We start from the raw sequence: 12,743 nt of genomic DNA on the forward strand, positions 1-12,743 counted from the left end.
AAACCTGTGAAGGCCAACGGTTTTTTGTGTTGCTATTAAAGCCAAGATCAACAAGTGAAAGACCCACAAGTGACAGGACAGGTTCAAGGGCAGGTGATGTCTTGGTCTTGTGGGCTGGCCTTTAGGCCAGTAACTGGAGATTGTTTGAATCCAATCATCGGTTAAAGCCCAAATGATAGGTGATGTCTTGGTCTTGGGTTTTGTAGGTTAGCCTTTAGGCTAATAACTGGAGATTGTTTGAATTCAATCATCGGTTAAAGTCCAAAAGGTAGGTGATGGTTTGCCCTTGTGGGCTGGCCTTTAGGCCAGTAACTGGAGATTGTTTGAATTTAATCATCGGTTAAAGTCCAAAAGGTAGGTGATGTCTTGGTCTTGGGTTTTGTAGGTTAGCCTTTAGGCTAATAACTGGAGATTGTTTGAATCTAATCATCGGTTAAAGTCCAAAAGGTAGGTGATGTCTTGGTCTTGGGTTTTGTAGGTTAGCCTTTAGGCTAATAACTGGAGATTGTTTGAATTCAATCATCGGTTAAAGTCAAAATGACAGGTGATGGTTTGGTTAGTTGAAAAATAGAGTCATGTTAATCACAGGTGTCTTGTCTGTTTGGTTTTATTAGCACAGTGGTCATCAGCCTAAAGACTGACCTACAAATGACAGATCAAGTGACAAAGTGACAGGTCAAGGGCAAGACCATCTCGATTTCTACAGGTGTCTCGTGTGACTGGCTCATATATTCCGCGGCATCTGGGCTAAAGCCCAGCCCACAAGTGACAGGCGATGTTTTGGTGTTGAAGGCCTTTTGTTTGTTTCTAGGCGGTTTAGTGCATGCCTAGAAACAATGGAATGAGGATGGGGACGAGTAGGCTCATGATGAAGCCGCTGGCGATGCAGACGGGGACGATGGCGGGGCCATGAAATTTGCTGAGCATGGGGAGGGTGAAGTCCATGGCGGTGGCGCCTGAGTATCCAACGGACATATGGCTGCTGCGTTTGGCTAAGAAAGGAATCAGCATTAAGGCAACGATTTCTCGCCCTAAGTCTAATAAAAAGGCGGTGGTGCCAAGTACGGGGTCGCCAAGGCCTGTAATCAAGATGCCAGAAAGGCTGTACCAGCCAAATCCTGAAACGACGGCTAAGCCTTGGTGCCAGCTTAGGCCTAAGATGAAAGAACTCAACCAGCCTGCGAATAGTGTGCTAACGATGGTGCTGCTGGCGATGATGACGGCTTGTTTATTTAGCAGTAATTTTTTGAGACGATGATTGCCTTGTCTCAATTGGCAGCCGACTAGCAGCAAGAGTACATATAAGAGCCCAGTAACGGCCTGGTTCACGCCCATGGCCCAGTCTTTACCGATAAACCCCACGATGACCCCACCGATAACCCAAGCCAGTGTTTGCGCGGCGTCTTTTAGTGCCTGCATTTTGCTTGCTTGAGGCACATCAACTTGGTTTTCTGAATGCGCGCCGCCAAATCGAAGGCCGCTGCAGTAAAGTGCGATCAAGCTAATGATAGTAACCAATGAAAATAATACGAAGGCCTGAAACCCTGCGACGATGAGCTTTTGAGCGAGGTTGTCCAAGGCACCGATACTAAAGCCAATTAAGCCGAGTATTAAATAGATCAGTTTTTCTAGACCGACGGCGACTCGTTGTGGTGATAAGAATTTGATGTTCACCCAGTATCCGAATAGTAGGGCTATAAGTAGTGGGCCTAAGGTGGTAATAACGGTCATGTTGTTTCTAATCTTAAGGTTGAAAATGAGTAAGCGTGGGCATTTTGTCGGCATTTTAGTGCTTGTGCAAGGTAGGGGAGAAACAAAAGGCTTAATTTGAAATAAAAGCGTCTCTTTTGTGCACTGAAATGGGTCCGTCTCAGTGCAATGTAAAGGCCTAAATGCTAAATTACGTCGCGTAATATTGGACTTGTTTTTTCGTTTTTATTTTTTAGTCGTTCTTTATATTTTGCATCGTTCTTGGATTGACATAATTAAGTGGTGGCAGTGTGGCAAAAGCGTTTTCTTCTCCGTCTGTGTTAAAAGAGGTTTTACACCTGCTTTTGCCTATGGTGCTGACCATGACGTTGGAATTGTCGATTAGCCTAGTCGATACCGTCATGCTTGGGCATTACAGTGCGACGCATTTGGCCGCCGTTGGTTTGGCCTCTAGTTTATGGTTGCCGGTAGGCTGCTTCTTGATCGGGGTGACGTTTGGTATTACGCCTTTGGTTACGCGGCATTTGCATGGTCGTCAGCCAAAATTGGTGAATATTTATATGTCCCAAGCGGTTGGTGTCTCTATTATTTTAGGGCTAGCGGCTAGCATTATTACTGTGACCATCTTGCCACATTTTGCGCAGATGATGGCGACTCAAGAAGAAACACGACGCGTTGCAGTCGATTATCTTTATATCTTTGCGCCCGCTCTGCCGATGTTGGCTTTAATGACCGCGTATAAGAATTTATTTGAAGCGGCTGGGCGCCCTGGTTTTCCGTTGTTTGTTGCATCCACTGGCTTGTTATTAAATGTCTGTTTTAACTATGTGCTGATATTTGGCAATCTGGGCTTTCCTGATATGGGTGCTCGTGGCGCGGCGATTGCATCGACCCTGTCTCTGTATTTGTCGGTGACCTTCTTTTTTGTTTACGATCGATTTTTTAATAAGCGACCCTTGTTCACTAAATTAATCTGGCGCTATGTGCAAAAATTCTCTTTGCTACTGCACATTGGTGCCCCTGCAGGGTTAGCTTTTACCTTTGAAGTGGCGTTGTTTTCCTCGATGACCTGGTTGATCTCGTCTTTTGGCGACCTTGCTTTAGGTGCTGGACAGGTTGTGATGTCGTACACGTCTGTGTTGTTTACTCCTATGATGGCGATGAGTGCGGTGACCGCGATTGTGGTGGCTAAGGCAATGTCAAAAGAAGGCGTTGCCGGGGTGAGAAAGCGCCTGCGGGTTATTGTTTGGTTGGGTCTGGGCTACGTCGGCATTTGCTTTACGATCACGCAGCTGTTCCACAACGTGATTCCTTTTATCTACAGCAGCGACACAAAGATAGTCGCCATGGCCGCGAGCATTCTGCTGGTGTCGTCCTGTTATCAGCTTCCTGACATGTTACAAACCGTCTTTACCGGTGCGCTACGTGGCTTTAGAGACACTAGATCCTCGATGATTGCGTTTGCGGTTTCTTTGTTTGGTTTAAGCATCCCATTTGGATACTGGCTGTCGCATTATAGCCCTTGGGCGGATGCACTCGGCTTACGAGGCTTTTATATTGGGCTAGGCGCTGGATTGAGCTTATTAGCCGTGATTCTGATCTTGCGTTTCCGATTTGTGGTTAAACGCTATGAAGGTAAACGGATATTCTCCGAGAGAGAAGTGGCTTAGGTAACAAGAAGATACACAGACCCACAAGGGCACACGTCATCATCTGCACTGTTTCTTGTGTTTTTGCTTACCTGGAAAAAAGAGCGGCTGATGACCACTGTGCTAATAAAGACAACCAGACGAGACACCTATGAGAATCTAGATGATCTTGCACTGGAACTTGACCTGTCATTTGTAGGTCTGCTTACCTTGAAAAAAAGAGCGGCTGATGACCACTGTGCTAATAAAGCCAAACAGACGAGACACCTGTGAGAATCTAGACGACCTGTCACTTGTGGGCTGGTCTTTAGGCCAATGACCACTGTGCTAATAAAGCCAACCAGACGAGACACCTGTGATTAAAGTGATTTTTTCAACTGCAAAACATCACCTTTCATTTCGACTTTAACCGATGGTTGAATTCATCAATTCATGAGTTATTAGCCTAAAGGCTAACCTACAAGAGCCAAGACCAAGACCAAGACCAACCAACTTGCCCTGTATCTTGACCGGTCATTTGTAGGTTGGTCTTTAGGCCAATGACCACAGTGCTAATAAAGCCAAACAGACGAGACACCTGTGGTTAGAGTGATGTTTTCAACCATAAGACATCACCCATAATTTCGACTTTAACCGATGGTTGGATTCAAATAATCTCCAGTTATTAGCCTAAAGGCTAACCTACAAGACCCGACGTCTAGAAATTGACGTGACTCAACCAACTTGCCCTGGATCTTGACCTGTCATTTGTGGGCTGGGCTTTAGCCCAGATGCCACTGTGCTAATAAAGCCAACAAGACGAGACACCTGTGATTAACATGACTTCTTTTTTCACCACCATTTCGACTTTAACCCATATTTGAGACATCAAATATCCAGTTATTAGCCTAAAGGCTAACCTACAAGACCAAGACCAAGACCAAAACCAAAACATCACCTTCCATTTCGACTTTAACCGATGGTTGCTTTCATCAATTCATGAGTTACTGGCCTAAAGGCCAGCCCACAAATGAACAGACCAACCACCAAACCATCACCTGCCATTTCGACTTTAATCGATGGTTGGTTTCATCAATTCATGAGTTATTAGCCTAAAGGCTAACCTACAAGATCCAAAACCAAAACATCACCTTTCATTTCGACTTTAACCGATGATTGGGTTCATCAATTCATGAGTTATTAGCCTAAAGGCTAACCTACAAGAGCTAAGACCAAGACTAAAACATCGCCTGTTGTTTTGACTTTAACCGATGATTGAATTCAAACAATCTCCAGTTACTGGCCTAAAGGCCAGCCCACAAATGAACAGACCAACCACCAAACCATCACCACCATTTCGACTTTAACCGATGGTTGGATTCATCAATTCATGAGTTATTAGCCTAAAGGCTAACCTACAAGAGCCAAGACCAAAACATCACCTGCCATTTCGACTTTAACCGATGGTTGGTTTCATCAATTCATGAGTTATTAACCTAAAGGCTAACCTACAAGACCCAAGATCTAAGACCAAAATCCAAGACCCAAGACCCAAGACCCAAGACCCAAGGCATTACCCATGAGGCTAACTTGTAAATGAATTGGTTGGTTCACGTGGCGGGGGTTAATAGTTTCGGCATTGTTGTATGAGTTTGTCGATGTTTATGTGTTGTTCTGTGCTGTCGGCGAGGCGGTTTATTTCTTGGTCTTTGAGTTGGTTGTAATCGAAGGTTTTCGCTGCTTTTACGCCGGCCCATGTGAGTAGTGTGGTTAGGGCGTCTGGATGGTCGAATAGGCCGTGTAGGTAGGTGCCTATGATGGCGTTGTCTGGTGAGATGAAGCCTTCTTGTTGGCCGTTTTCTAGTGTGGCTAAGGGTTGAATCTTGGCGTGAAAACGTGAAACACCGCTGTGAATTTCGTAGCCGGTTAATTGGGCTTGGGAGTTCGCTAATAGCAGTGAGCCGTGGCGTTGTTTCAGTTGTTTGTCTTTTTCTAACACGGTTTCCATCGGGATAAAGCCGAAGCCTTGAGATTCGGTGTTTTTGTCTTTGTTTTCTAATCCATGGGGATCTAATAAGCGTTCGCCGAGCATTTGGTAACCGCCGCAAATACCGATGACTTTTCCGCCGTATCTTAGGTGTTTCTGTAAATACTCGTGCCAGCCTTCTTGGCGTAAAAAGGCTAAATCCGCTTGCACGCTTTTACTGCCCGGCAGAATGACCAAATCTGCGGGTGGAATGGGTTCGTTTGCGCCTACTAAGGTAACTTGCACATCAGGGTGTAAGCGTAGCGCATCCCAGTCGGTGTGGTTGCTGGTGCGTGGCATAATAGGAATCACGACTTGCAGTGTGGTCTGAGTGTTTTCTTTTTGTGGACTCTTGGCGACGGCGTCTTCGGATTCTAAATGAAAGCCTTTTAGATAAGGCAGTACACCCAAGACAGGTTTCCCCGTGCGTTCTTCTAGCCAATCTAATCCTGATTGCAACAAGCTGATATCGCCACGAAAGCGATTGATGACAAAGCCAATTACTCTGTCTTGTTCGCTCTTGCTGAGTAGGTCTAAGGTGCCTACTAAGTGAGCAAATACGCCGCCTTTGTCGATGTCGGCAATGATAATAACAGGACAATCGACGGCTTCTGCAAAGCCCATGTTGGCGATGTCGCGGGCGCGTAAATTGATTTCAGCTGGGCTGCCTGCACCTTCAATGATAACGGCGTCGTATTGGTTGGCGAGTCGATGGTAAGACTCTAGTGCCGCTATTTTAGCGATGCTTTTGTATTCGTGATAACCCACGGCATTCATGTTGCCAATGGCTTTGCCTTGGATGATAACTTGCGCGCCTGTGTCGGTATTTGGCTTGAGGAGAATCGGGTTCATGTCCACATGCGGTTCTAACCCTGCCGCATAGGCTTGCACGGCTTGCGCGCGGCCTATTTCGTTGCCATCTGCGGTGACGGCGCTGTTGAGTGCCATGTTTTGTGGCTTAAAAGGCGCAACGCGAATGCCGCGGCGTTGGAGTAATCGGCATAGGGCGGTGACTAGGGTGCTTTTTCCTGCATCCGACGTCGTTCCTTGAATCATTAAGTTAAAAGCTGGCATGCAAGTCATCACGTAGTTAGTCAATTTGGTGGTAGAATTCTCCCCGACAATTCTACTCGACATTGATGCCTTTTTACGTAAAAAAAGACGCTTAACCATGATTACCTCTATTTTTAATGACTCTCTTGGATTTTTCTCCTCAACAGCCACAATATTGGTGGCGGCATTGCTGTTGGATCGTCTTATCGGCGAGCCGAAAAGTTGGCACCCATTAATTTGGTTCGGCCGCTGGGTGGATTACTGCCAGCATGTTCTTCAGCAACCTTTGAGCGCGGATTCGTTTAATCAGCGAGTGTCGGGGGTGTTGGCTTGGTGTGCTGCGGTATTGCCGTGTTTGCTGGTTTTATTGTTTTTGTATTGGCTACTACCAGATGGGTTAGATGTGTTGTTGTCGGTCATTGTTTTATATTTTTCAATCGGTTGGCAAAGCCTGCGGGAGCATGCGCTGGCGATTGCGACGCCACTAAGTCTTGGGCGACTTGAAGATGCTCGCTTCGCGGTGAGTCGCATTGTCAGTCGTGACACCGATAATTTGACTGAGTCTGATGTTGCCAAAGCGGGCATAGAGTCTGTCTTAGAAAACGGCAGTGATGCTATTTTTGCCCCGATTTTTTGGTTTATTATCTTGGGTGCGCCCGGTGCTTTGGTGTATCGCTTAGCGAACACCTTGGATGCTATGTGGGGTTACAAAACTCGTAAGTTATTGTATTTTGGTTGGTTTGCCGCACGCTTTGATGATGTGTTGAATTATTTGCCCGCGCGTTTGGTGGTTTACACTTATGCCTTATGTGGGGATTGGTCGCGGGCGTTGCGTTCAGCCCGAAAAGAAGAGGTTCGTTGGAAAAGCCCAAATGCCGGGCCTGTGATGGCCGCGGGAGCGGGTGCGCTTGGGGTTAAACTGGGCGGTGAAGCACCGTATTTTGGTAAAATCGAAACGCGACCGGATTTAGGCGAAGGTGATGCGCCAACGCCACAACATTTAGAAAAAGCCATTTGGTTAGTGGATAAAAGCGTGTATTTGTGGGGATTGTTAATATGCATTTTGATTTAGTGCCACCGAAACACGGTGGTGATTTGGCGTATTGGCAGCGCAAAGTGGGTGCACAGGCCTTAAACTGGTTAGACCTATCTTCTGCGTGTAATCGCGAGCCTTGGCCGGTTCCTGCTTTGGATCCAGCCCTATGGAATGAGCTGCCAGATCAAGCGATGTTAATGGCGCAAGCGGAACGTTATTACGGAGTTCGTCCGAGTGCCATTGGCGCTGGGTCTCAGCATATTATTGAGTCTTTGCCGGCGCTGTTAGCAGAAAAACTCCCACACAAAAAAGTCATGGTGCCGCATGTTGGTTATCAAGAGCATGCTTTTGCGTGGCAGAAGTGGGGTTATGAGATTGGTTATTACCACACAATAGACGAACTGTTGGAACAAGCGTGGCAAGTATCGGTGGTCATTCAGCCTAATAACCCTACTGGGCAGTTGTATCGCTTGGATGACTTGCAGGCGGTATTGGCTAAAGCGGAGTCTATGAATGCTTATCTGGTGGTAGATGAAGCCTTTATCGATCCGATTTCTGAACAAAGCTTTCTGCAGGGTAACGATTTTTCCGTTTGGCCAGATTCACTGTTTGTGATGCGTTCTGTGGGTAAGTTTTTTGGTTTAGCGGGCGCGCGCGTGGGTTTTGCCTTTTGTTCAGTGCATTGGCAAGTGGCGCTTAAGAATCTTATGGGCCCTTGGCCTGTGGCGACGCCCAGTTTGTATTTAGTGGGCGCTGCATTCGACGATGTGGCGTGGCAAGCGCAAGCTCGACAGCATCTGGCTCAGCGTCGAGAGGTTTTTGTGAACCGCGTGATGCCGAAATTCAATACTATTTTTGACTCCCAAGACAGCCTTGTTAGTCCTTTGTTTATTACTTGGCAATTAGAAAGCCGCGCTTATGCACAGGATGTTTTCGAGATGTTACACACAGTAGGCATACATACTCGTCTAGGCGATGGTTGGATTCGGGTCGCGTTGCCCGCGATGGCTGAAATGGCAATATTAGATCGTGCCTTAGTCGAATTATTAAAATCAGCGGGAGGCCGAGAATTAGCATGAAGCACTTAGTCTTGGGTGGCGTACGCAGTGGTAAAAGTGCGTTTGCAGAAGAGCGTATCTTAGCAACTGATAGCCCTGTGTATTACGTGGCGACGTCGCAGGTTTGGGACGATGAAATGGCGGATCGTGTCCGTAAACATCAGCGCAGGCGTCCTGCGTCCTGGTCGCTTATTGAAGAGCCTATTAAGCTAGCGCAAACCTTGCAGCAGCTTAATAACACCGGCAATGCGGTGATTGTTGAATGTTTATCTTTATGGATCAGTAACTTGTTGTGTTCAGAAGATGAAGACCTATTCGAGCAAGAAACGGAGGCATTTCTTGCGATAGTGAAGCGCTTTGAAGGCGAGTTAATTATCGTATCCAGTGAAGTCGGGCTGGGTATTATGCCAATGAATGCCATGGCGAGACGCTTTGGAGATGAGATTGGCATGATGAATCAAAAGTTAGCAAAATTGACCGAACGGGTAACTTTTGTTGCAGCAGGACTACCAATGCCGCTAAAATCGCCTACTTAAATAAATTTTTGTGTTTTCCTCGTTTTTTTACCTAAAATCTGAGGATATCTTGGCACAACCCCTTTCTTAGAGACTTATTCGAAGCCAATATCGGCGCTTATAAAAGCGGCGACTTCGTGTATCTAAGATAAACATTGCGACTGAACTATTAAGCATAGGAGCTTATGATGACCCCTTATTCGAAAAACTTTCCGGTATCGTGGGAAGAGTTACACCGAGATGCACGCGCGTTGTCTTGGCGTTTATTAGAACAGGGACCATGGAAAGGCATTATCGCCATTACTCGCGGTGGACTCGTGCCAGCAGCCATTTTATGTCGCGAAATGGACATTCGACTAATCGACACCATTTGTATTGTTAGTTACAAATCAAACGACGGTGAAGCCGCCATGCAACAAGGTGAGCTGAGTGTTCTAAAAGGTGTGGAAGGTGACGGTGAAGGTTTTATCTTGATTGATGACCTTGTGGACACGGGTCGTACGGCACAAAAAGTTCGAGATATGTTGCCAAAGGCGCACTTCGCGACGATTTACGCCAAACCTGCCGGAAAGCCATTAGTCGATACTTTTGTCACAGAAGTTAGCCAAGATACATGGATTCGTTTTCCTTGGGATATGGAATATACCTTCTCTACGCCTCTTGCTGACCGCCACGGAAAGTAAATTTTTTAAAATTCTTTGTTCCTATCTATTAGCTTTAGTAAACTGACGCTTCTCTAGAGGCGAGACGGCTTGTAAATTATTACAAAAGTCTCGCTTCCTTTCTCTTATAAATTTGCTACGTTTAAGATATCAATCTTATTTTGCATGGTGATCTTCTATGCCGATGCACTTTTCTTACCCTGTATAGGATCTCATTATGCGTCACACTTTGTTTCGACTCATTTTAGCGGGCTTGATGTCATTTGCCATCGTATTGCCAGCTTGGGCGGAAGGGACCGTTGCCCGCGCCGTTTTCGCGAGTGATGTCATTGATCGTGAACCGATTGACGATATTGGCAAGATAATCCATGTTGAGTACGGTGAAATTCAGCGTGTTTATTTTTTCACTGATTTGCGTGATATGTCAGGTAGCCAAGTGAGCCATCGTTGGTTATTAGATGGCGATGTTATGGCTGAAATCCCCTTTGATATTGGTGGCGATCGTTGGAGGGTGTGGTCAAGTAAGCGTTTAATGCCTGGTTTCGACGGCACTTGGACGGCTCAAGTGGTTCAAGATGGCAAAGTCATTGCCTCTCGTTCATTTAAGTATGTTGATGACGATACGGATTCAAGTACTGATAACTCCTCCATGCAGACAGAAAAAACAGAGTAGGTTTATTGCCATGCCACATTTACGAGTACGAGGTCTTCCCTTTGAAGATCTCGAATCTATCGCGGACAAGCTGATAGAAACCCTAGCCAAAATCACCGACACACCGAATTCTCATTTTACTTTAGAGTATCAAGCGACCACCTATTTAGTCGTTGGCGGTGCATCTCCATCATATCCGTTCTTTGATATTCTCTGGTTCGACCGTGGTGACGAAGTGAAAGCGCAAGTAGCCGGTACGATTGAAGAATTAGTACGACCATTAGTCGCAAGCGGCCAAGATATTACCGTATTGTTTCATGACTTACAGGGCAAGGATTACTACGAAAACGGCGAGCATTTTTAACGCATCAGGCTTTGTACTTGATTTTGTGGGTCTGCTTACCTGGAAAAAAAGCGGCCAATGACCACAGTGCTAATACAGCCAAATAGACGAGACACCTGTGAGAATCTTGACGCCCTTGACCTAGCTCTCCTTAACTTCAAGGGGGAGTTGGAGGGGGGTATGCACTGGATCTAGAACTTGACCTTGAACTTGACCTGTCATTTGCAGGTCTGCTTACCTTGAAAAAAAAGAGGGGCCAATGACCACTGTGCATACAGCCAAATAGACGAGACACCTGTGATCAAAGTGAACCTTCAACAACCAAATGATCTTGTTCTTGTGGGCTGGGCTTTAGGCCAATGACCACTGTGCTAATAAAGCCAAACAGACGAGACACCTGTGATTAAAGTGATTTTTTAACAAGTTAGCATCATCTGTTGTTTTGACTTTAGCCCACATTTGAGACGCCACATCTCCAGTTATTAGCCTAAAGGCTAACCTACAAAACCCAAGACCAAGACCAAGACAAAGACTAGAAGATCACCAATGATTTCGACTTTAACCCGTGTTTGAGACGCAAAATCTCCAGTTATTAGCCTAAAGGCTAACCTACAAAACCCAAGACAAAGACCAAGACCAAAACATCACCTGTCATTTGGACTTTAACCGATGATTGGGTTCAAACAATCTCCAGTTACTGGCCTAAAGGCCAGCCCACAATACCTAAGCCTAAGCCTAAGCCTAAGCCTAAGCCTAAGCCTAAGACCAAAACATCACCTGCACTGGTATTTGACCTGTCATTTGTAGGTTGGTCTTTAGGCCAATGACCACTGTGCTAATACAGCCAAATAGACGAGACACCTGTGAAAATCTAGATGGTTTTGAACTTGCTATCTCTGTCTCGGGGAAGGGGCTCAACGTGCAATTTAACGTATTATTGTCATTTTAAATTAGTCTCAGTTTTAGTTAATCTAAAGGCTCTCGATAAATAAAACGGTGATGCCAAAATACCAATGAGACCTTTTACAACAAAGATTATAAGGGAATTTAGTCATACTTCCGTCGTGAGGAGTGTCGATATTTTTTGTTAATTGGGTTTACAGCCATCACTCTTGAGATGCTTGACTCAATTGAGTCTCGAAGGCCTTCAAACAGCAATACTTCATCAGACTGTGCTAAATAGTCAAGTATGCCCTGAGCCAATCGCTCTATGATTAATTTGGCGTTTCGAATTTTATAGCCACGACTTTCAGCCAACTTTAATAATATATTTTTATCTGGAAAGCTTTTAGAATTAGCCATTTTTAACGCCATTTTGTTATCAATAGTGTCATAAATAAGCGTATGTGTAATATCAAATGGTGGAGAAGAAAATACAGTAGACATGTCCGGTGAGTATTGTAAGGCAAAGTTTTTTAGATGAGCGTCTCCGTTGCCTATCAGACAATTAAACACAATAAGGGAGTAAACTTTTTCGACCTCTTCTTGTGAATTAGTATAAATCTGAGTGGCTTTAAGCAATGTTTCATAACTACCAGAATATTTCGCGTCTGGCTCGTTAGGCTTTTTCAGCAACGTGGTGAAGTCTTCATATCCCAACTTCGTTCCATCTGCATTTATATCAAACCTTTCGATTACAAAGTTCTCTTGGTTGTCTGAGAGATAAGTTCTAGGGGGTTCTAGTCCACAAAATCGGGCTGCTTCCATACATACAAACTCATTTACTGTTAATAACGGAAACTCTTCATTGTAAGACTTAACAATGAGATTTTTTTGCTCTAGGGTTCTTTCCGTTTTTAATTGGGTAGGAATACTTACTTTAGGCTGAACGTAAACGTCAGGCCATCACCACCTAGACAGGCTTAAATTAACTCACTTTTTTAAATTTGTTATTGGCGTAAAACAAGAAGCTGGTCTAGGGTTATGTGTAGACAGAGAGCAAGGGATTGTTCAAGCCTTCAGGATGAAGGCTCTGTCTTTTTCAGGATGATCTCCGCGCGGCAAGGATGCTGTAAAGAGTCCTTTCAGTTGTCTCTATTTGATGTTCCATGGCAGTAAGC

Annotated in this window: 9 protein-coding genes and 1 pseudogene; 7 read left to right on the top strand and 3 right to left on the bottom strand. The window is 45.3% G+C overall.

The features are described 5' to 3' along the window. Positions 1 to 816: 816 nt before the first annotated feature. Positions 817 to 1,731 (bottom strand): LysO family transporter, encoded by a 915-nt coding sequence (locus E0D70_RS16260; RefSeq protein ID WP_133013325.1) that lies wholly within the window; start codon positions 1,729 to 1,731, stop codon positions 817 to 819. A 269-nt stretch (positions 1,732 to 2,000) separates the two neighbouring features. Here E0D70_RS16260 and E0D70_RS16265 point away from each other — a divergent pair, with 269 nt between their 5' ends. Continuing rightward, positions 2,001 to 3,380 (top strand): MATE family efflux transporter, encoded by a 1,380-nt coding sequence (locus tag E0D70_RS16265; RefSeq protein ID WP_240537175.1) that lies wholly within the window; start codon positions 2,001 to 2,003, stop codon positions 3,378 to 3,380. A gap of 1,582 nt (positions 3,381 to 4,962) precedes the next feature. Here the strand turns inward: E0D70_RS16265 and E0D70_RS16270 are convergent. Beyond that, the gene (locus E0D70_RS16270; protein ID WP_133013326.1) at positions 4,963 to 6,438 is read right to left on the bottom strand and encodes a cobyric acid synthase; all 1,476 of its coding nucleotides are present in this window, start codon (positions 6,436 to 6,438) and stop codon (positions 4,963 to 4,965) included. A 97-nt stretch (positions 6,439 to 6,535) separates the two neighbouring features. Between E0D70_RS16270 and cbiB the strand changes: the two genes are divergently transcribed. The 6 genes from cbiB (at position 6,536) to E0D70_RS16300 (ending at position 10,704) form a co-directional block, all read left to right on the top strand. Further along, the gene (gene cbiB, locus E0D70_RS16275; protein ID WP_133013327.1) at positions 6,536 to 7,489 is read left to right on the top strand and encodes an adenosylcobinamide-phosphate synthase CbiB; all 954 of its coding nucleotides are present in this window, start codon (positions 6,536 to 6,538) and stop codon (positions 7,487 to 7,489) included. Beyond that, complete coding sequence (locus E0D70_RS16280; protein WP_133013328.1) at positions 7,474 to 8,532, top strand: aminotransferase class I/II-fold pyridoxal phosphate-dependent enzyme; 1,059 nt, start codon at positions 7,474 to 7,476, stop codon at positions 8,530 to 8,532. The genes cbiB and E0D70_RS16280 overlap by 16 nt, the downstream gene beginning before the upstream one ends. Next, positions 8,529 to 9,047 carry a bifunctional adenosylcobinamide kinase/adenosylcobinamide-phosphate guanylyltransferase gene (cobU, locus tag E0D70_RS16285; protein ID WP_133013329.1) on the top strand — a complete coding sequence of 173 codons (519 nt, stop codon included), beginning with the start codon at positions 8,529 to 8,531 and terminating at the stop codon, positions 9,045 to 9,047. Before E0D70_RS16280 ends, cobU begins: the two co-directional genes overlap by 4 nt. 167 nt (positions 9,048 to 9,214) lie before the next feature. Continuing rightward, positions 9,215 to 9,709: a xanthine phosphoribosyltransferase gene (gpt, locus tag E0D70_RS16290; RefSeq protein ID WP_133013334.1), complete on the top strand. Its 495-nt coding sequence runs from the start codon at positions 9,215 to 9,217 to the stop codon at positions 9,707 to 9,709. 196 nt (positions 9,710 to 9,905) lie between these two features. After that, positions 9,906 to 10,361 carry a DUF2914 domain-containing protein gene (locus E0D70_RS16295; protein WP_133013330.1) on the top strand — a complete coding sequence of 152 codons (456 nt, stop codon included), beginning with the start codon at positions 9,906 to 9,908 and terminating at the stop codon, positions 10,359 to 10,361. Positions 10,362 to 10,371: 10 nt separating this feature from the next. Continuing rightward, positions 10,372 to 10,704 (top strand): DUF1904 family protein, encoded by a 333-nt coding sequence (locus E0D70_RS16300; RefSeq protein WP_133013331.1) that lies wholly within the window; start codon positions 10,372 to 10,374, stop codon positions 10,702 to 10,704. A 1,026-nt stretch (positions 10,705 to 11,730) separates the two neighbouring features. Here the strand turns inward: E0D70_RS16300 and E0D70_RS16305 are convergent. After that, positions 11,731 to 12,501, bottom strand: a pseudogene (locus E0D70_RS16305) (HipA domain-containing protein); the annotation flags it as partial. Between the last annotated feature and the right edge of the window lie 242 nt (positions 12,502 to 12,743).

The organism is Marinomonas flavescens (assembly GCF_004352835.1).
GTDB classification, from domain to species: Bacteria; Pseudomonadota; Gammaproteobacteria; order Pseudomonadales; family Marinomonadaceae; genus Marinomonas; species Marinomonas flavescens.

Bases quoted from the DNA above. Each gene is read 5' to 3' on its own strand.
- gpt (WP_133013334.1), top strand. From the start codon at position 9,215: ATGACCCCTTATTCGAAAAACTTTCCGGTATCGTGGGAAGAGTTACAC.
- E0D70_RS16280 (WP_133013328.1), top strand. From the start codon at position 7,474: ATGCATTTTGATTTAGTGCCACCGAAACACGGTGGTGATTTGGCGTAT.
- cbiB (WP_133013327.1), top strand. From the start codon at position 6,536: ATGATTACCTCTATTTTTAATGACTCTCTTGGATTTTTCTCCTCAACA.
- E0D70_RS16295 (WP_133013330.1), top strand. From the start codon at position 9,906: ATGCGTCACACTTTGTTTCGACTCATTTTAGCGGGCTTGATGTCATTT.
- cobU (WP_133013329.1), top strand. From the start codon at position 8,529: ATGAAGCACTTAGTCTTGGGTGGCGTACGCAGTGGTAAAAGTGCGTTT.
- E0D70_RS16300 (WP_133013331.1), top strand. From the start codon at position 10,372: ATGCCACATTTACGAGTACGAGGTCTTCCCTTTGAAGATCTCGAATCT.
- E0D70_RS16270 (WP_133013326.1), bottom strand. From the start codon at position 6,438: ATGCCAGCTTTTAACTTAATGATTCAAGGAACGACGTCGGATGCAGGA.
- E0D70_RS16260 (WP_133013325.1), bottom strand. From the start codon at position 1,731: ATGACCGTTATTACCACCTTAGGCCCACTACTTATAGCCCTACTATTC.